This window comes from Arenimonas sp. (assembly GCF_047602345.1).
Classification (GTDB): domain Bacteria; phylum Pseudomonadota; class Gammaproteobacteria; order Xanthomonadales; family Xanthomonadaceae; genus Arenimonas.
Genome location: NZ_JASGHN010000006.1, coordinates 1,228,915 through 1,247,139, shown reverse-complemented (window position 1 = coordinate 1,247,139; position 18,225 = coordinate 1,228,915). Strand labels below are relative to the sequence as shown.

At 61.3% G+C, this 18,225-nt stretch carries 16 protein-coding genes; 13 read left to right on the top strand and 3 right to left on the bottom strand.

Going from position 1 to position 18,225, the window contains the following annotated elements; all coding sequences use genetic code 11:
- Positions 1 to 321 precede the first annotated feature (321 nt).
- The 7 genes from QM707_RS10350 to QM707_RS10320 all read left to right on the top strand — a co-directional run bounded on the left by QM707_RS10350 (position 322) and on the right by QM707_RS10320 (position 9,203).
- On the top strand, positions 322 to 2,484 hold the full coding sequence (locus QM707_RS10350) for an adenosylcobalamin-dependent ribonucleoside-diphosphate reductase (protein ID WP_415001769.1): 2,163 nt from the start codon (positions 322 to 324) through the stop codon (positions 2,482 to 2,484).
- A 169-nt stretch (positions 2,485 to 2,653) separates the two neighbouring features.
- Complete coding sequence (locus QM707_RS10345; protein ID WP_415001768.1) at positions 2,654 to 3,097, top strand: hypothetical protein; 444 nt, start codon at positions 2,654 to 2,656, stop codon at positions 3,095 to 3,097.
- A 301-nt stretch (positions 3,098 to 3,398) separates the two neighbouring features.
- Positions 3,399 to 4,208 carry an NrdJb gene (locus QM707_RS10340; protein WP_415001767.1) on the top strand — a complete coding sequence of 270 codons (810 nt, stop codon included), beginning with the start codon at positions 3,399 to 3,401 and terminating at the stop codon, positions 4,206 to 4,208.
- 304 nt (positions 4,209 to 4,512) lie between these two features.
- A complete protein-coding gene (locus QM707_RS10335) occupies positions 4,513 to 6,072 on the top strand; it encodes a DUF262 domain-containing protein (RefSeq protein ID WP_415001766.1) in 1,560 nt (519 codons plus the stop codon).
- 149 nt (positions 6,073 to 6,221) lie between these two features.
- Positions 6,222 to 7,244, top strand: coding sequence for a hypothetical protein (locus tag QM707_RS10330; protein ID WP_415001765.1), 1,023 nt, complete (start codon positions 6,222 to 6,224; stop codon positions 7,242 to 7,244).
- A 101-nt stretch (positions 7,245 to 7,345) separates the two neighbouring features.
- Positions 7,346 to 8,218, top strand: coding sequence for a hypothetical protein (locus QM707_RS10325; RefSeq protein ID WP_415001764.1), 873 nt, complete (start codon positions 7,346 to 7,348; stop codon positions 8,216 to 8,218).
- A gap of 52 nt (positions 8,219 to 8,270) precedes the next feature.
- Positions 8,271 to 9,203: a DUF1295 domain-containing protein gene (locus QM707_RS10320; protein WP_415001763.1), complete on the top strand. Its 933-nt coding sequence runs from the start codon at positions 8,271 to 8,273 to the stop codon at positions 9,201 to 9,203.
- Between the two features lie 47 nt (positions 9,204 to 9,250).
- On the opposite strand, the gene QM707_RS10315 is transcribed toward QM707_RS10320, so the two are convergent.
- Positions 9,251 to 9,532 (bottom strand): HNH endonuclease, encoded by a 282-nt coding sequence (locus QM707_RS10315; RefSeq protein WP_415001762.1) that lies wholly within the window; start codon positions 9,530 to 9,532, stop codon positions 9,251 to 9,253.
- A 308-nt stretch (positions 9,533 to 9,840) separates the two neighbouring features.
- Between QM707_RS10315 and QM707_RS10310 the strand changes: the two genes are divergently transcribed.
- The 5 genes from QM707_RS10310 (at position 9,841) to QM707_RS10290 (ending at position 14,797) form a co-directional block, all read left to right on the top strand.
- On the top strand, positions 9,841 to 10,515 hold the full coding sequence (locus tag QM707_RS10310) for a hypothetical protein (RefSeq protein ID WP_415001761.1): 675 nt from the start codon (positions 9,841 to 9,843) through the stop codon (positions 10,513 to 10,515).
- A gap of 167 nt (positions 10,516 to 10,682) precedes the next feature.
- Positions 10,683 to 11,792, top strand: a complete 1,110-nt coding sequence (locus tag QM707_RS10305; protein WP_415001760.1) for a hypothetical protein — start codon at positions 10,683 to 10,685, stop codon at positions 11,790 to 11,792.
- Between the two features lie 107 nt (positions 11,793 to 11,899).
- Positions 11,900 to 12,616, top strand: coding sequence for a hypothetical protein (locus tag QM707_RS10300; RefSeq protein WP_415001759.1), 717 nt, complete (start codon positions 11,900 to 11,902; stop codon positions 12,614 to 12,616).
- Positions 12,617 to 12,759: 143 nt separating this feature from the next.
- Positions 12,760 to 13,575, top strand: coding sequence for a DUF4019 domain-containing protein (locus QM707_RS10295; RefSeq protein WP_415001758.1), 816 nt, complete (start codon positions 12,760 to 12,762; stop codon positions 13,573 to 13,575).
- Positions 13,576 to 13,651: 76 nt separating this feature from the next.
- The gene (locus QM707_RS10290; protein WP_415001757.1) at positions 13,652 to 14,797 is read left to right on the top strand and encodes an alpha/beta hydrolase-fold protein; all 1,146 of its coding nucleotides are present in this window, start codon (positions 13,652 to 13,654) and stop codon (positions 14,795 to 14,797) included.
- Positions 14,798 to 14,814: 17 nt separating this feature from the next.
- Here QM707_RS10290 and QM707_RS10285 read toward each other — a convergent pair whose 3' ends face one another.
- Positions 14,815 to 15,426, bottom strand: a complete 612-nt coding sequence (locus QM707_RS10285; RefSeq protein WP_415001756.1) for a transglutaminase domain-containing protein — start codon at positions 15,424 to 15,426, stop codon at positions 14,815 to 14,817.
- A 241-nt stretch (positions 15,427 to 15,667) separates the two neighbouring features.
- Here QM707_RS10285 and QM707_RS10280 point away from each other — a divergent pair, with 241 nt between their 5' ends.
- Positions 15,668 to 16,012, top strand: a complete 345-nt coding sequence (locus QM707_RS10280; protein WP_415001755.1) for a hypothetical protein — start codon at positions 15,668 to 15,670, stop codon at positions 16,010 to 16,012.
- Positions 16,013 to 16,076: 64 nt separating this feature from the next.
- Here QM707_RS10280 and QM707_RS10275 read toward each other — a convergent pair whose 3' ends face one another.
- Positions 16,077 to 18,173: a molybdopterin-dependent oxidoreductase gene (locus QM707_RS10275; protein WP_415001754.1), complete on the bottom strand. Its 2,097-nt coding sequence runs from the start codon at positions 18,171 to 18,173 to the stop codon at positions 16,077 to 16,079.
- Between the last annotated feature and the right edge of the window lie 52 nt (positions 18,174 to 18,225).

Sequence of the window (18,225 nt, the reverse complement as noted above, 5' to 3'; positions counted from 1 at the left end):
CCATCTCGAACCCGCAGCGGAATCGAAGGTTTCCGAATGGTTGACAGCCCCCCTGTCCCGGCGTAGTTTTGACCCCCGGCTTCCACACAACATCTTGGGTGGGTAGCCGGGGGGAGGCCCCAAGTTTTGGGGTCCGGTAGGGCTTTCTGTCGAGCCTGCACGACGCCATGGGCGATACGGCATGGGTTTGAACCAGAGGTTCAAGTGACGCTTCGGGGCCTGCCCCGCGAGTGCGTTCGCCTGTCTCTGCCGTTCCCCCGGACGGAATAAACAAAACAACAAGTAGCCGGCTACCCGGCACCCATGGAGGAAGCGGGAACAATGAGCAGCGTTCGCCTGGAAGCGGTCAAGAATGATGTGGGCGGGGTGTCGGCGCAGGGCATTGCGATGCAGCCCGCGTCCTACGACATCTGGGACAAGAAGTACCGCCTGAAGACCAAGAAGGGCGACCCCGTCGATGCCACGATCGACCATACCTACCAGCGCGTGGCCAAGGCCCTGGCCGACGCCGAGCCGACCGCCGAGAAGCAGAAGTACTGGTACGAGCGCTTCCTGTGGGCGCTGCGCCGCGGCGCCATCCCGGCCGGCCGCATCACCTCCAATGCCGGTGCGCTCGAGCACAAGCCCGCCACCAGCACGATCAACTGCACCGTCTCGGGCACGATTCCCGATTCGATGGACGGCATCCTCGACAAGGTGCACGAGGCCGGCCTCACGCTGAAAGCCGGCTGCGGCATCGGCTACGAATTCTCGACGCTGCGTCCGCGCGGCGCCTATGTCAGCGGCGCCGGCGCGTATACGTCGGGCCCGCTGAGCTTCATGGATATCTACGACAAGATGTGTTTCACCGTCAGCTCGGCCGGCGGACGCCGCGGCGCGCAGATGGGCACGTTCGACGTCTCGCACCCGGACGTGAAGGAATTCATCGGCGCCAAGCGCGAAGACGGCCGCCTGCGCCAGTTCAACCTGTCCCTGCTCGTCACCGACGAGTTCATGCACGCGGTCGAGACCGACGGCGACTGGCCGCTGGTGTTCCCGGTGAACATCAAGGAAAAGGACGAGATCGACACCAGCGACCCGACCCAGGTCGTCTGGCGCGAATGGCCGACCAGCACGAACTACGTCTCGCGCGAAGACGGCCTCGTCGCCTGCAAGATCTACGGCCACATCCGCGCGCAGCAGCTGTGGAACCGCATCATGGCGAGCACCTACGATTTCGCCGAGCCCGGTTTCATCCTGATCGACCGCGTCAACGAGATGAACAACAACTGGTGGTGCGAGAACATCCGCGCGACCAACCCCTGCGGCGAGCAGCCGCTGCCGCCCTACGGCGCCTGCCTGCTCGGCTCGATCAACCTGACCACCTTCGTGCGCGACCCCTTCACCGACCAGGCCAAGTTCGACTGGGAGGAATACAAGGAAGTCGTGCGCGTGTTCACCCGCATGCTCGACAACGTCGTCGAAGTGAACGGCCTGCCGCTGGAACAGCAGCGCGCCGAGATCCTGCGCAAGCGTCGCCACGGCATGGGCTTCCTCGGCCTCGGCAGCACGCTGACGATGCTGAAGATGAAGTACGGCGGTAGCGAGAGCTGCGAGTTCACCGAAGCCGTGTCGCGCGAGATGGCGATCGCCGGTTGGGAAGTGGCCGCCTCGCTGGCCCAGGAAAAGGGCCCGGCCCCGATCATGGACGAGGACTTCACCGTCACCGCCGCCATGCTGCGCCAGCGCCCGGAAATGGCGAAGGACGGCTGGGAACTCGGCCAGACCATCAAGGGCCGCGTGCTGCACGCGCGTTATTCGCGTTACATGCAGCGCGTCGCCACCGTCGCGCCGGAACTGGTCGAAGCCATCGCCGAACACGGTGCCCGCTTCACCCACCACAGCTCGATCGCGCCCACCGGCACGATTTCGCTGAGCCTCGCCAACAACGCCAGCAACGGCATCGAGCCCAGCTTCGCCCATCACTACAGCCGCAACGTGATCCGCGAAGGCAAGAAGACCAAGGAAAAGGTCGAGGTGTACAGCTACGAGCTGCTCGCCTACCGCACCCTGGTCAATGCCGACGCGATGCCCTACGCGACCGAAGACAAGGCCAAGCTGCCGGACTACTTCATCGCCGCCGACGACATCACGCCGAAGGCGCACGTGGACATCCAGGCCGCCTCGCAGAAGTGGATCGACTCGTCGATCTCCAAGACCGCGAACGTGCCCACCGATTTCCCGTACGAGGAATTCAAGGACATCTACCTTTACGCCCACAAGCAGGGCCTGAAGGGTTGCACGACCTTCCGCTTCAACCCGGCCGCCTTCCAGGGCGTGCTGGTGAAGGAAACCGACCTGGAAAACACCATGTACCGCTTCGAACTCGAAGACGGCACCGTGGTGGAAGTGAAGGGCAACGAGGAGATCGAGTACGACGGCGAAATGCACACCGCCGCCAATCTCTTCGATGCGCTGAAAGAAGGGTACTACGGCAAATTTTGATGGGATTCGCCGCGATCCTCTTGAAGGGTCACGGTAAATTCTGAACACGTTCAGCAGGACTGCGCGAAAACATCGTTGTGGTCCTGACCGCCTCGGCGCTTTCTTCGCGTAGAAGAATCCAACGAGTCGGCAACATCGCAACACCATCCATCCGCAAGGGAGCAACACAATGAGCAACGGCAATGGCGTCACCAAGACCCTGTCCAGCGCGATGGACAGCGTCAGCGAAAAAGCCAGCGAGATCGGCAACGCGATCGCGCGCAAGGCCAGCCCGGTCGTCAAGGCGGTCAAGAAGCGCACTGCGGCCGCCCGCAAGGCGGTGGAAAAGAAAGTGAAGGCCGCCGAGAAATCGCGCGCCGCGAAAGCCGTGAAATCGGCCGTCGCCAGCGCCGAGAAGAAAGCCGGCGCCGTCGTGAAGGCGGTCAAGTCCAAGGTCGGCGCCGCGAAGAAGGCGACGAAGAAGGCCGTGAAGAAAGCCGCGCCGAAGAAAGCCGCCCGCAAGGCCGCGCCGAAGAAAGCAGCGAAGAAGGCCGCCCCGCGCAAGGCCGCCAAGAAAGCGGCGAAGAAAGCCGCTCCGCGCAAGGCCGCCAAGAAGGCCGCCCGCCGCCGTTAATGCTTCTGTAGGAGCGATGGCAATCGCGACCGTTTCACCGCGCCGCGTCATCGCAACTCAAACCGCCTCACCGTTTTAGTGTCACCCGCAACACCATAAAAAGCTGTCCCGATTGTTGAACCCGTCCTCCCCCGCTTCGGCGGGGGAGGCTCCGGCACCGAAACACCGCTTTACCGCCACACCCCGAACACGTGTCATCCGTCCATCGCCTTCGAGGGTGGTGCTGGACGAAGCCCATCCCCCAAGCACGCGGCCCCGGAAGGACCGCGGCGAACAAAAAGAAATTCAGGAGTTTTGGCCGATGGCCATCAAGATTACGAAGAAGATCAAGGGCTACAGCGTCCAGAAGCCCGAAGACAAGGCGAAGGAAACCCAGGCCGCCCCCGCGACCGATCTGCCCCTGTCCGACGAGATGGTCGAGCGCGAATCCGCCTCGAACATCATCCAGATGCACGAAAAGGTCGAGCGCCCCGAAGCCCTGGTCGGCGCCACCTACAAGATCAAGTCGCCGCTGGTCGAACACGCCATGTACGTGACGATCAACGACATCGTGTTGAACCCGGGCACGCCGCATGAGCTGCGCCGTCCGTTCGAGGTTTTCATCAACTCGAAGAACATGGACCACTTCCAGTGGGTCGTGGCCATCACCCGCATCATGAGCGCCGTGTTCCGCAAGGGCGGCGACGTCACCTTCCTGGTCGACGAGCTGAAGGCCGTGTTCGATCCGCGCGGCGGTTACTTCAAGGCCGGCGGCGTCTACATGCCGTCCATCGTCGCCGAGATCGGTTCGGTCATCGAAGAACACCTGAAGTTCATCGGCATGATCGTCGACCCGGAACTCAGCGACGCCCAGCGCGCCCTGATCGCCGAGAAGCGTGCGGCCTACGAGAACAAGTCAAAAAAAAAGACTGATTCCAACCAGTTGAGCGGCGACCTCGCCGGTGCCGGTGCCGAAGGCGCGTCTCGCGCCGACGAGGCGGCATCCGAAGCCGGCGAGGCCGTCTCTTTTCCCGCATCGGCCAGCATGTGCCACAAGTGCAACACCAAGGCCCTCGTCCTGATGGACGGCTGCCAGACCTGCTTGAATTGCGGGTATAGCAAGTGCGGCTAAGTCGCTGATTGCGGTTACATCGCTGCATAAAGGAATGGCGGCCGAAGGGCCGCCATTTTCTTTGGTGTCATTGGGCAGTCGTTTGGTCTTGGTTCGCGCATGGGTCCAGAAATTGTTGCGGCGCAATGTGAGAAATTTACGCTGTTTCCCATTTTTTGGGTGGCTCTATGCAACTTCTTGCGAACCATTGGAATGCGCAGCCAAAGGCGTGCACACTGAGTTGCAAAAAAAAAGCCAGAAAGTAGACGCCTTGGCTAGATGTTAGAAAAGGTTTCAATCCAAGCGATTGTCTCAGGAGGCAAGGGTGCAAACCTATACGATTCGGCAATTGGTCGAGCAGATTCATAGAGGACAAGTTCGAATTCCTGCCTTTCAACGAGGCTTCGTATGGGATCCCGATCACGTGGCATATCTCATGGACAGCATTTACAAGAGATTCCCGTTCGGCTCACTGCTTTTCTGGAGGACGCGCGAGCAGCTAAAGGCCGACAGAAAGCTAGGCCCATTCTTGCTGCCAGACCCGCAAGCGGACTATCCAATCGACTACGTCCTTGACGGGCAACAACGGGTTACTTCTCTCTTTGGAACCTTTCAAACAGAGATTCAGCCGGAAAACTGGGACGGGTGGAAGCAGGTTTACTTCGATTTCGAAGCCAATGCATCACCACAGGAGCCTCAGTTTCAGGCATTGGCAGATGGTGAGGCGGACCCCGCCCGCTATTTCCCGCTTCGCGTATTGTTTGACACTGTGGAGTTTCGGCGGGCCACGGAGGGAATGGGTCAGAACAGACTTCGCATTGTCGATGATTTGCAGACCCGCTTTCGCGAAGCTCAGATCCCGGTGCAACTCTCCGATCTTGAGAACAAGGCTGCCGTCGCCATCATCTTCGAGAGAATCAATCGCCAGGGTGTGCCACTGGACACACTTCAATTGCTGTCGGCGTGGACATGGAGTGATGATTTCCAACTCCAAACAGAGTTCGATGCTCTAAAAGATGAACTAAGTCCGTTCGGGTTCCACGCGGTTGGGGAGGATACGAATCTAGTACTGCGCTGTTGCTCCGCAGTAGTGGCTGGTGATGCGAGCCCAGAGGCGCTCATGGCACTAACTGGCGAACAGATTCGCGAGCATTTCCCTGCAATCATTAACGGCTTGAAAGGAAGTATAGATTTCCTTAGATCAAACTTGTCAGTAGAGGCGCTGTGGAACTTGCCTTACTCCACTGTTCTTGTACCCCTCACGGTCTATTTCGCAACCGAGCGCCGCGAAGCAGTTCCTTTGCCTGATGCGCATCGAAGGGTATTGCTAAGGTGGTTTTGGCAGAGTTGCTTCTCGCGTCGGTATAGCAGCGGTGTCCTAAGAAGCTTGAAAGAAGATATAGAGTCAGTCGCCATTCTTCGGCGCTCGGGAGATACACGGCTTGCATCTGATGAATATCTTGTTCACAGCGACTTCTTTCTAAGTAATCAGTTTAATCTTGGGTCAGTCAACAGTAAAACGCACGTGCTGATGCTGGCGCAAAAGAAACCAAGAAGCTTCATTTCTGGAGCCCCCGTGGATCTGCGTGAGCCACTACGTTTCGGGAATCGTGCAGAGTTTCATCACCTTATGCCACGCGCATTCCTTGGGATGGAACAGAATCAGAACTGTTTGGCCAATATCTGCATCCTGTCTCGCCAAGAGAACAGAACGCTTGGGGGTGACGCCCCAAGCATCTATAGGGCAAGAATGCCGCCAGACGTGGCAGCCATTCTGGAGGCGTCTTTCTGTCCGCACACACTATTCTTGGATGAGTTCTACGCCTTTTCTGTGGAGCGAGCCAGGAAGCTTGCGGAGTATGCAACAGAACTGTGTTCTGCATGACCAGCACGAAAAAAAGGTCAGAGAACATTTCCGCTTCAAACGGAATAGTTCTCTGATCCCTTGTCCGCGGTCTCTTGTCTTCCATCCAGCTGACCTGCAAACGCGTGTAGTTTCCTGGCGCCAATGGACCGAACGACTTTCCCCGTCTCATGAAAAACCTGATTCGTCGATGGTTTGGCTCCGGTAGTGCGCAGTCCAAGATGGCCGGTTCCATTCCGGCATCCATCGCAGAGTTCGACGGCAAGGCGCTTGATATCGCAGTTGCAGCCACATGGCACGAACGGATCCCGCATCCTGAATGGCGCGAGGTCCAGGCGTGGGTCGAGAGCTTCGAGGAAGAAAGTCGCGCCGCCGCCTTGCTCGCTTGCACGCGTGCTTGGCTGGGGATGCTCGCGCAGACGTTGGGGCCGGGCTACCGGGTGTTCGAATCCGGCGCTGCCTTGGTGCTGAGTGAGAGACCGGACAATGAAGCCAGGGCAATGCTGGACTTCGTCGAAAACTCGCGGCGACGGGTGCGCCGCGTGCTCGAGGATCTGGCAAGCGAGGAAGTCGCCAAGGAAGTCCTGCTGTCGTTTTCCGATCGAGAGACCTATTCGCGTTACGCGGCCAGGTACTGCCCGGATATCGACGAGACGATGGTCAGTGCGGGAATGTTCCTGCATGCCGATAGAAGCCACTTTATCGTGCACGGTGATGAGCTGTGGCGGATGGAGCCCACCATCGTCCACGAGCTGACCCATGCGCAGCTGGCGCATCTGGATTTGCCGTTGTGGGTGAATGAGGGCATTGCGGTCAACACGGAACAGCGATTGACCCGCCTCGGTGCAGACGCGTTCGACGTAAAGGCATTGGAGGAGAAGCACGCGGCGTTCTGGACTATCGAGAACATCCAACGGTTCTGGGACGGTAGGGCTTTCAAGCAGGACGGCGACGAAAGCGAGCTCGCCTACGATCTCGCCCGCCTGCTGATCAACGGCGCGTGTCAGGATTGGAGCGCCTTCAAACGATTTGCTTCCGCGGCGTCCGCCGATGATTCTGGTGCGCAGGCCGCCGCCCAGTTCCTGGACGTCGACCTTGGCGAAGCCGTTCGTCACTTCCTCGATGCACCCAGTGGCGACTGGGGACCGCGCCCGGATGTTTGGCCGGAAGCGGTTGTCGTGGAACCCGAATAGGATCGAAGTATGGGAACGCATGCAATTGGGCCCCTTTTCCGGGGGACCGAATAGGTGAGGCTCGATTGTGAGATGTTCGAGTCAGTACGGAGGATGGTGCTGTGAGTTATGGCTTGTTGTTCAAGCCGCGCAGTGGCCCGTTTGACCCCGTCGGGTTTGAAGAATACTTCCGTCGCCGTCCGCACTACAGATTGGAGGCGACTCAGGCCTGGTATGAGAACCAGGATACCGGCGTCTACTTCCATTTCGATCTGCAGCAAGCGGACGATGGGGATGAAGGGGAGCACTATCCAGTCGCTTTCAACATCAACTATTTCCGACCGAGACATTTCATCCGCGAGGCCGAGCCGGAAGTCCGGGCCTTCATTCAGCATTTCGACTTGCTAGTCGCTGATTTCCAGACCAACGGCATGGGGGAGGGAGAGTACGCTTCGGAAAAACTACTGGCCGGTTGGGATCATGGTAACGAGCTCGCTTTTTCTGTTGTTCTTGGTAAGGGCGAGGGCGAGCGGCCGAATGTCCTTCATCAACCGACCGAGGTGATTGAGCGGGTCTGGCGCTGGAATCTTGACCGCGAGCGCGTGCAGTCTACGCTGGACGAGGACAAGTTCGTGCCGTTGGTCATGTTCTTCAGGCTAGATGGCGAGCTGGTCACCGGCTGTGTCTGGCCGGACGGTATTCCGATGGTGCTGCCGCCGGTTGACGTCTTGTGCCTGGCGCGAAAGCAGTTGGCACCAAGGAGGTTGTTCCGAAAAGTCGAAGACATGGTTTTCGTGCGCTGGCAGGACGTATTGCCCGTTTTCCAGAAGTTCGGCAATTCCGGTGCGGACGGTGTTGTCACGCTCGACTACTTGACGGCGCCGCCGGAGGTCGCCAAGTTCTTCCGCTCGTTCCCAGCAAGAAGAGAGAACGTCTCACTGGTTTCTGCCGAGAACGTACTGAATACTGAGCTCTGCCAACCCTATTTGGACTGATCGCCGGCGACTAACGGGTCAGGGTCACTTTGCCGACAGCGCGCTGAGAACAATGAAAAGCCGAATCCTCTGGTGCCTGATGTTCGTGGTCTGTTTCGCGACGCTCGTGTTCATCACGCCGACGCGCGCCTTCGTATTCAGCAACTTGATCGCCCAGCTCCTGGTCTTTTTGCTGTCCGCTAACATGCCGGCGTGGCGCAATAACCGGCTGTCCTATGTGGACTTCGCCTGGCCGGCCGGTCTGACGGCGATCGGTCTGCAGACGCTCTGGTTCGCCGAGGCGCGCACCTTGCCCGTGCTGCTCGTGGCGGGCATCTATCTGCTGATCGGCCTGCGCATGGCGGTCTGGGCCGTACACATGTATCGCCCCGGCGTACTGACGCGCGACCTGCCGCGTTACGAATACCAGCGCCAGCGTTGGCAGCGTGCAGGATTCCGCAGCGAGCGCTTCTCGGTGCAGTACGAAATCTTCGTACAGGGCATGGCGAACATGTCCTTCCTGGCGTTGCCCGCCTATCTGATCGCCGCCGATGCCAGCGCGGCCTTGTCGCTCTGGCATCTGATCTGGCTGATCGTGTGGATCGCGGCCTATGCCTTCGAGAGCACGGCGGACTGGCAGAAGCGGCGCTTTGCGCGCACCGCCACCGACCGTAAGTCCGTCTGCGATGTCGGCCTGTGGCGCTACAGCCGCCACCCCAATTATTTCGGGCAATGGGTGCAGTGGATCGCGCTCGTGGCAATGGCCTTGCCTTCGCTCTGGGCCTTGCGCGAGGACGTGCACGTCCTCGCGCTGCTCGTGCTGGCCCTGTCCTTGGCCTGGGTGATCCGGTTGATGTACGGCACCCTCGTGTACTACACCGGCGCTGTGCCGGCCGAACACTACAGCCGCCTCAAGCGGCCGGCCTATGCCTCCTACCAGGCCACCGTGAACCGCTTCTTCCCGGGCCCGCGGCGCACGGTGCCAGCGGAGCCGAGGCCCGAGTAGTCTTTCGCTGTTCCACGGCGGCCAAGTCGAACACGAACAAGCTTTGCCTATCCGCTGGCTGTTGCGTGGCTGAGGCGACCGAGCTGATGCCAGGATCCGCGGGCGAGGCGCTTCGAGACAAGCTCGCGATATCGCAAAGGCGATGGTGGTGACTTTCTCTGGTGACGATGCGCATTGCAGAACCGACAGGCGGCAGCAATATTGTCCGGACTGTCATCTCCGCCGTCCCGCCTCGCCAGTAGATGTTCGGCCGTACATTGCAGCTGTCGGGCCTGGCGGCTCGGGAGGCGATACAGCGTGGCGAAGATGGGCAGATCATCCAGCCACATCGGGCAGCCGCAGTAGTAACACTTCCCGGATTGACGAGCATAGGCAAGGCGCCGAGCCTTGGTCGTTCGGTTAGACATGATGGGATTGTTTTGGTTAGGGCCGAAAATCGTCCAAAACAGATCGATTCGGCATGCCCGGTGCATATCCGCTCACGGGCCGGCCAACTCCCAAACATGGAAGCTGTTACGCGTTTGATATCGCAAAACAGATCGGTTGTCCAGTGATCTGGACAATGTGAAAAAATTACGTTGCAGGGCCAGTGATGGGAATGCTGCTATGGCGGCAACTCAAACCAGCACTAGCCACGATGCAGCCCGAAAAAATTTCCTTTGCCTGGCTCGACAAACGCCTGCGCGCCATCCCGGATGGCCCTGCCGAATATCTCAATACACCATCCTGGGTAGTCGTCTGGAACGTAATCGGCCTTGCAGGAGTCGTCATCGGGCTGTCGCCTGTGTTGCTGCGGCAGTTCATGCCTGTCGGCCCGGGTGTGGTCTGGGTGGCGCTCACTGGGCTGATTCTGGAAGTAGTGGGGTTCTTTCCCTATTTCTTCTATTCAACGCTGGCCATCGTCCGCAGTTTCCTGCGTCGGAGAGCGGAGTTCGTCCAGCAGCTGGATCACGATATTGCTCAGCTTCGTGGTTTGTCCAGCGAGCTCGCTCAATACCCGACGGATACGCTCAATGAGCATCTGCGCTTTACCAGGAACGCACGCTCCCGTTTGGCGATGAAGTTCGCGTTCCTATTCGGTGGAATCGATCGCCTGGGGATATTGCCGGTAGCTATCGCCGTCGCCCTGCAGATCAAGTTGATAGAGGACATCTCTGCCGTTCCCGGTTGGCTGCTGTTCCTAGCAGCAGCGTTCGCCATCCTCTATTTCGTCGCGCTGTTCGTGTCGCACGATCAGATACGACTGCAGCTCTTTGAGATCGTCCTCGTGGCCGCGCTTGAAGATCAGCCGAAATCTTCTAGAAGCGTGTAGCTTCGTTCCGTTAAGCGTGTTAGCACTGCTGCCTTGGCATCAGTTGTATAGCCACGCTGTGCTTGTGCCGTGTGAACTATTTACGTTGCTCGCGTCGGATACGAGTGTTTGTATTGACTCAAGGCTGGAGCGGACTCGCAGCGCACGGTGGCCTGCAGCACAGGGGAATGAGTATGACAAGGCTCAAGCTTTGCAGCCTGGCGATGGCAATCGTCAGCATGGTCTCGATAACCAGTGCCTCTCAGGCCTATCAACTCTCGCCAAAGGGATCGGCGCGGGAGATTCGACTGGAGCGCTTGAATGTTTCCTATTTCGCGAATGGCCAGATACTGCTGTACAGATACAACATTGGACACTTTGTGGACCCGGTTCACGAGGAGATTACCTCCCGCATCTGGGGTTGCGAGACCGTGGACTGTGACAATCTCGATAGAAGTGATGCTCCTGCCGCAGTAGTGGCGGGAGTTCGGTGGAACGATGACCCAAGGTTCCCGCTCACGGCCGCGCAGGCCAAGGGGACCAAATGCAATATAGGCGAATCTATCCGCGTTGCGACTCAGCCCATATGTTGGGCGCAGCTTTTCAAGCGGGCAGAACACGGCGCCGCGGCCGGCAAGGCTTACGGTCCCGGGGATCCGCTGTTGTTTCGAACTCATTTCGGCGACTTGCAGTTTCTGCACGCGATGGCCGCGCACCCTGGAGAGTCCGCAAGCGAGACACAGCGGAAGATGATGGATTGGGCCCAGTTCTCCTGGCGGGTCTCTTCGGGCGAGTTCAATCTGGAAACGCCGCTGAGAGATATCCCGATACCGACCATCCATGAACGCTTCGGTATGACCGGTTGGCGCGTGCTTGACCTTCTCACCTTGGGCAACTCGGGAATCCGGCCGCATCTACGGGAAGTTTCGTTCGGTACACTGCTTCATATGCTGCAAGACAGCTACGCGGCCGGTCACGTGGAACGAGAGGAAAGCTCAGGCTTACGCACGTGTCGTTCCGGCGACTATCAAGCGACAGCGCCGGGAACTATTGTGGAGTTCCATGCTTACAACAGCCAGGACCACAAAGCCCATGCTCGCGCGGACTCGCGAGAAGCGCTCCTGAAGCAGATCGAGCAGGAGGGCGACTTGGTGGAGGTAGGGCGGACGCTGCGGAAGTATTACGACAGCCGCGCATCCTGGGAGGTAGTGGAACCGTATCTTCAGTGCGTTTTTGCCGTGCGGGATCCCTCTCGTCCGGCGAGCTCAGGGGATGCCTTCTCTCTAGCGGGGCCATAGCGTACGACGCCTCCGGGTCGTAGGTGACTAGGGAGAGAAGCGACGGGAGTCGCCGCTTCCACGAACCGCCCCTTTTTCCTGCAGCCTCTGGGGTGTAGGGTTCGCTCATGTTCATCGGCCGCATCAAGCCGGTTACGGAGTACGAGCAGGTCTGCGCCGATCTGCACCAGGCCTTCCTGCGCCGTGGCGCGCCCGAGGAAAGCGTGCGCCTGGTCGGACTGCTGTTCGCCCGTCAGGCTTCGCCGCTGGCGCAGAAGGAAATCATTCCGAACCTGGCGTATTTCAACGCGCGCTCCGGCGACAACGTGAACTTCTACTGCGGCGGCTATTGGGCCGGGGACTTGCCGCCCGACCCGCACACGGGTCGGGTCCAGGTCGGCAACGGATGGGTGTACTCGGACGAGCGCTTCGACGAGTTTCGTAAACAGGTAGAACAGCGTTCGGCCTGGCGCTACAGCGGCGGCGCCGACCTGATCCTGCTCAATGCGCGCTTTCAGCGACTGTCGCTCCTGCGGCAGATGATGAACTCGGGCGAGGCCACCGAAGTAGTGCTCGATTTCTCCTCGGCGATCGTTCTTCCGCTCGAGGCGTTGCGCCATCAGAACATCATTCCCGGCGTCGAACAGTTCTTCGAATCGATCTTCCGCTATGCCGAGGAACAGGACGGGTGCGACCCGACCTGGGGTTTCAGCCAGAAGGTGGCCGGTTCGCATGCCGGCTCATACCTGCTGGAGCTGATCCTGAGCCTGCTTCCAGCGCAGTTGGGCAAGTCGGCGAAGGAACTGGCGCATTTCGCCGTCCGGGACATTTCCGCCAGGCCGTAGAGCAGAGCCGGCCCGTCGGCATCGTGATCGAAGGAAAGTCAGCGCTTGGCGATGCAGGCCCGTCTGACCGGGCAACGCCATGCTTGACTGGCAGGCGCTCGAACAAGGTTAGACTGCACTCCCGTTCTTCGCCTGGATATCCCGTGTCCTGGAAGTTTCTTGCATCCTTCGCCCTGCTGTTCGGCCTCGTCTCGACTATCGCTGTTGCTGCCGAACATGTTCCTACGGCGCAGGAGTCGGCAGTCATCGACCGGCTTACCGGCGAATACTTCCGGGCGTTGGATGCCGGTGAATACGACAAGGCCTACGCGATGCAAACGCCGGAGTTGCAGGCGATGGCAGGCCTCTCGGAATGGTCGGCCTATATGCGCGATGAAGCGAAGACTTTGGGCCGGCCGCTGTCACGCAAGCAGGCCAAGCTCACCTGGTATCTCGACCCGCCGAACTCGCCGCGTCCGGGCTTGTATGTCGCCGTGGATTTCCAGAGTACATATGCCAATGCGCAGCAAGGCAGCGAGTATGTCATCTGGTTTCGTGGCCACGACGAATTCGACTTCCGTCTGATGCGCCATGAACAGAACTTCATGCACGATGCTGCAAAAGGAAAAGCCGCCGAGCCAGATCCCTTGCCGGAAAGCGATGCCAATGCGATCGGCTACGCCACGGTCGAGGAGGCGAGGAAGGCGCTCACGTCGCGCAAGGATGCCGAGGTCCGACCGATGCAGGAAGGCTGGCTGGTCGTGAACACCCCGGCCGACAACGCCATCTGGACCTTCACGCCGGCGGGCCATCCTGCTTATCCCGCCGTTGTGAAGCGTTTCTGGTTCGAAAAGAACGGAAGCATGATGATGGGCATGACGGCGTTGTGCCAGGCCGCGAAGGAACCTTGTGACGCGTTGATGCGCGATTTCCAGGAACTCAACCAAAAGATGGCGGAAGAGATCAAGAACAAGAAATAGCTTGGTCGGCCCGACGCATGGCTTGAACTTCTCCCGTATTCACCCATCTATAGCGAATCCGCCTAGGGATTCGCCCATGATCCGTCGCCTGCTGTTCCTGTTCTTTCTGCTGTTCGTCGCCGTGCCTGCCTGGGCCGCCGATGCGCCGCCCGCCAAACACACGCTCGACTCCGCCATCCTCGGCGAGCAGCGCACGGTCACGGTCCATCTGCCCCAGAGTTACGCCTGGGCTGAAGATCGTCGCTATCCGATCCTCTACATGCTCGATGGGCAGACGCATGCGGTGCACGGCATCGGCGCGATCGCCTTCCTCGCGTCGCAGGGGCAGATTCCCGAGATGATCGTGGTCGCGATCGATTCTAAGGTGCGCATCCGAGATTTCACCCAGACCGACTGGCCCGAGGCCTGGATCGGTGGCGGCGGCGCCGGCAAGTTCGCCAATTTCGTCGAGAAGGAATTGATTCCGCAGGTCGAGCGTGCGTATCGCGGCAATGGCTATCGCATCCTGTACGGGCATTCGGCCAGCGGGCAGTTCGCCCTGCACATGCTGGCCACACGGCCGACTCTTTTCAACGCGACGCTGGCGATGTCGCCGAGCCTGGACTGGGATCGTCAGCTGCCGATCCGCGAAATCGAAGCCGCCGTCGCCAAGCCGATGCCCGCCGCACGCTTCGTCTATTTCGCCTATAGCGACGACCGTGGTTCTGCATTAGCCGATGATGAGCGTCTCGTGCGTGCGTTGACGACACCCGGCAATCCGAACCTGCGCGCAGCCGTCAGCAGCTATCCGAACGAACGGCATTCGGCCCTGCCGCTGGTCGCGCAGGTCGAAGGCCTGCGCAAACTCTACGAGGGTTACGAATTGCCCGAATCGGCGCCGACAGACCTGGCCTCCGTGCAGGCGCATTACGATGCATTGGGCAAGCTACTCGGCACGCCGATCGCCATTCCGGAACCGGTGCTCAACGATCTCGGCTTCCGTGCCCTCGACAAGGACGTCGCGCAGGCGACGGCCCTGTTCGAACGCGCGACCAAAGAGAACCCGAACTCGCCCAATGCCTGGGACAGCCTGGCCGACGCACACGCGAAAGCCGAACGCTGGATGCAGGCGCTGGACGCCGAGCAACGCGCCTTGGATCTCGCGACGCGTTTCGCTATCGGCAATGCCGACTACTACCGGGGACAGATCGAGAAATACCGCGCCAAGCTCGCCAAGCCCTGAACGCGGGCGATCCGACGTCAACCCGCCTTGACGTGCCCGCAATACATGCGCACATCCATCTCGTGGTCGATGGAGTAGTGCGGGATGTAGCTGTCGCGCACTTCGTCCAGCGGCAGCAGCATGCGGCGGATATGGAAGGCGGTAGTTTCGAACACGAAAGGCTCGGCATTCCGTTCGAGCACGATCCAGGCGTGGAATTCCACGCGATTGCGCAATGGCACCGAACGGCGACCGGTGAACAAGCGCGCCGGAATGCCGAGGTCGCGCAGCTTGCGCCAGGCCCAGAGCGCGTGGTCTTCGCAATCGCCCTGGCGCAGTTGTTCGAAATGCTCGGGGTGTTGCCACAGGTCGGCCATGCCGAACAGGGCCTCATCGCGCTTGTACGTGCAGCGCAGCAGCCAGCGTTGGATATCTTCGAGGTTGGCGACGGCGACCGTGCTCTTGCCCTGCAGGTACCAGCTGAACTCGCGCTTCGATCCTTCGCCGAAATAATGGTGCGGCACCGGATGGCTGACGTAGGCCCAGGCATCGCGCGTGGCGCGCCAGCGCTTGGCCACGCGCCAGTACGCCGGCAGCATGCCGTGGCGGACTCCGCGTAGCAGATGGCGTATTCGGCGCATCGTTTTCATGGCGGGCATTGTAGCCAGGGCGGTATCGCGAAAAACCACGACGGCGTCGCTTTCGGGACATGAAGCCCGTCGCGCACATCTCTTTTTGGATGCGCGAAACGGCCAAAGGGTTACACCGGAATCGCCCTGCCTGAAGTAACACCCACCTCATGCACGCGACCCGTTTCCGCGACAGGCGAACGATGGGGCTTCGGAACGGGACGGCAGCGTCGCCGTCCGCCGAGTAGCCAGGAGCGATGCCATGAAATGCAAGTCTCTTGTTGCGCTGCTGTTGTTCGCCGGCTCGCTGCCGGCCTTCGCCGAAGACCAGACCCTCGCCACGATGCAGGTGCGCGCCCAGCCGGTGTTCTCGGTCAGCTACGCCTGCGCCGAACGCGCGCAGCCCAGCCGCGCCGATGTCGAGCGCCTGTTGCAGATCAACGACGGCACGCAGACGGCCGGTCTCAGCCACAAGCTGGCCGACGCCGTCGGCGATGCCTGCAAGGCGGGCGTGGCGGCCATTGAAGTGCGACGCGGCGCGCATGGCCGCTCGCTGAGTTGGGCGCCGGCGAGACAGGGTGCCAGCGTCGCGATCGCGCTGCGTTGACGCTTCGCCTGCGGATCGTGGCGCGCGACGTTCCGCCGCGCGCCACCGCGCACGCGCTGTCGGACTACGAGGCCTGGATGGCTTCCACCCAGACCCGCAGGCCGTTGAGCGCGGCATTGCCGGAGGGCGCGTCGAGCGCTTTCGGATCGCTCAGGTCATTATAGCTTTCGCCGCTGACGCTGCCGGCCCGCGCCAGGCGCACGCCTTCGCGTTGATGGCCGAAGCCGTGCGGCAGGCTGACGACGCCGGGCATCAGGTCCGGATCCACGCGCAACTCGGTCTGCACTTCGCCGGTGTCGGAACGCAGGCGCACGCGGGCGCCGTCCGCGAGTCCGCGCCGCGCGGCATCGTCCGGGTGCATCAGCAGTTGGTGCCGCGGCTTGCCTTTGACCAGGCGCGCGGCATTGTGCATCCAGGAATTGTTGCTGCGCACGTCACGACGCCCGATCAGCTGCAGCGACAGCGCGGCGCCTTGTGCCGGCGCAGCGGCGAGGCGCGCGAGTTCGTCCATCAGCAGCGGCGGTGCGCATTCGATCTTGCCGCTGGCGGTTTGCAGTCGTTGCAGCAGGGAGGGGCGCAGCGGGCCGAGGTCGAGGCCATGCGGCGCGTTCTCCAGCGTCTGGATGTCCAGTCCCGAACCGCCGCGCTTCAGGCCGGCGGCGATGAGTTCGCGTGGTGCGGGCAGATCCTGCCAGACCTTGCCGGCGGCCGCGGCATAAGCGGCGCCGAGGCCGTTGACGATTTCCCAGTCGCCGCGTTCGTCGTCGGCGCGCTGCTGCAGCGGTGCGCTGAGGCGGGCGACGCGGCGCACGGCGAAGTTGTTGAAGATCAGGTCGTAGTGGTGCTGCGTCAGCGGCGAGGCCGGCGGCAGGATCAGGTCGGCATGTCGCGTGCTCTCGTTGATGTAGATGTCGATGGCGACATAGAAATCGAGCGAGGCGAAGGCGCGCTCGAGCGTGCGTCCGTCCGGCGTCGACAATACCGGGTTGCCGGCGCAGGTGAGCAGGCCACGCACCTGGCCTTCGCCCGGGGTCAGGATTTCTTCGGCCAGCGCGGCCACCGGTAATTCGCCGGCGAACTCGGGCAGTCCGCGCACGCGGCTGCGCCAACGATCGCGCAAGCCGGGGCTGGTACCGGGGCCGGTCACGGGAATGACGGGTTCGTTTGGCAGCGCGCCGCCTTCGCGATCGAGGTTGCCGGTGGCGAGGTTGATCAGCTGCATCAGCCACTGGCAGAGCGAACCGAAGGCCTGCGTGCTCAGGCCCATGCGTCCGTACACGACCGCGCGCGGCGCCGCGGCGAATTCCACGGCGATGCGGCGCACGGTGTCGAGCGACAGCCCGGTGCGCGATTCGAAATCGCCCAGCGGCAGCGCGCAGATCGCGCGCATCGCGTCTTCGAAACCTTCGAGCTTGTCGGCGTAGGCGGCCGTCTTCTCCGCACCGATGGCGCGCAACGCCTGCAACAGCGCGACCAGGAACCAGGCATCGCTACCCGGACGGATGCAGTGGTGCTCGCTGGCGATGGCGGCGGTTTCGGTGCGGCGCGGATCGAGCACGACGAGCTTGCCGCGTGCGCACAAGGCTTTCAGGCGCTTGCCGATGCCCGGCGCCGTCATCAGGCTGCCGTTCGAGGCGATGGGGTTGGCGCCGAGCATCAGGAAATAGTCGGTGCGGTCCACGTCCGGGATCGGCACGAGGAACTGATGGCCGTACATCTGCGCGCAGACGAGCTGGTGCGGCCACTGGTCCACCGAGGACGCGCTGAAGGTATTCGCCGTGCGCAGGCTTTTCAGCAGCGCCGGCAGATAGGCGATGTGCCCGAAGTGGTGCACGTTCGGATTGCCCAGATAGGCCGCGACGGCACTGGCCCCGTGTTCGCGCTGGATCGTCGCGAGGCGTTCGCCGGCGAGGGCGAAGGCCTCGTCCCAGCCGATGGCCTGCCATTGCTCGCCGATGCGGCGCATGGGCTGGCGCAAGCGGTCGGGATCGGCTTCGAGATCGAGGATGGCATTGCCCTTCGGGCAGACGTGACCTTGGCTGAAGGGATCGGCCTCGTCGCCGCGGATCGCGACCAGGCGATCGCCGTCCTCGTACTGCAGTTCCAGGCCGCAGATGGCCTCGCACAGCGGACAGGCACGGAAGCGGGCAGTGCGGTTCATGCCGTCGATCCCTCGGGAAACACGGCCAGTGTAGGACAGAACTTCTATCGCC

Bases quoted from the DNA above. Each gene is read 5' to 3' on its own strand.
- QM707_RS10350 (WP_415001769.1), top strand. From the start codon at position 322: ATGAGCAGCGTTCGCCTGGAAGCGGTCAAGAATGATGTGGGCGGGGTG.
- QM707_RS10345 (WP_415001768.1), top strand. From the start codon at position 2,654: ATGAGCAACGGCAATGGCGTCACCAAGACCCTGTCCAGCGCGATGGAC.
- QM707_RS10340 (WP_415001767.1), top strand. From the start codon at position 3,399: ATGGCCATCAAGATTACGAAGAAGATCAAGGGCTACAGCGTCCAGAAG.
- QM707_RS10330 (WP_415001765.1), top strand. From the start codon at position 6,222: ATGAAAAACCTGATTCGTCGATGGTTTGGCTCCGGTAGTGCGCAGTCC.
- QM707_RS10320 (WP_415001763.1), top strand. From the start codon at position 8,271: ATGAAAAGCCGAATCCTCTGGTGCCTGATGTTCGTGGTCTGTTTCGCG.
- QM707_RS10315 (WP_415001762.1), bottom strand. From the start codon at position 9,532: ATGTGGCTGGATGATCTGCCCATCTTCGCCACGCTGTATCGCCTCCCG.
- QM707_RS10310 (WP_415001761.1), top strand. From the start codon at position 9,841: ATGCAGCCCGAAAAAATTTCCTTTGCCTGGCTCGACAAACGCCTGCGC.
- QM707_RS10305 (WP_415001760.1), top strand. From the start codon at position 10,683: ATGAGTATGACAAGGCTCAAGCTTTGCAGCCTGGCGATGGCAATCGTC.
- QM707_RS10300 (WP_415001759.1), top strand. From the start codon at position 11,900: ATGTTCATCGGCCGCATCAAGCCGGTTACGGAGTACGAGCAGGTCTGC.
- QM707_RS10290 (WP_415001757.1), top strand. From the start codon at position 13,652: ATGATCCGTCGCCTGCTGTTCCTGTTCTTTCTGCTGTTCGTCGCCGTG.
- QM707_RS10285 (WP_415001756.1), bottom strand. From the start codon at position 15,426: ATGAAAACGATGCGCCGAATACGCCATCTGCTACGCGGAGTCCGCCAC.
- QM707_RS10280 (WP_415001755.1), top strand. From the start codon at position 15,668: ATGAAATGCAAGTCTCTTGTTGCGCTGCTGTTGTTCGCCGGCTCGCTG.
- QM707_RS10275 (WP_415001754.1), bottom strand. From the start codon at position 18,173: ATGAACCGCACTGCCCGCTTCCGTGCCTGTCCGCTGTGCGAGGCCATC.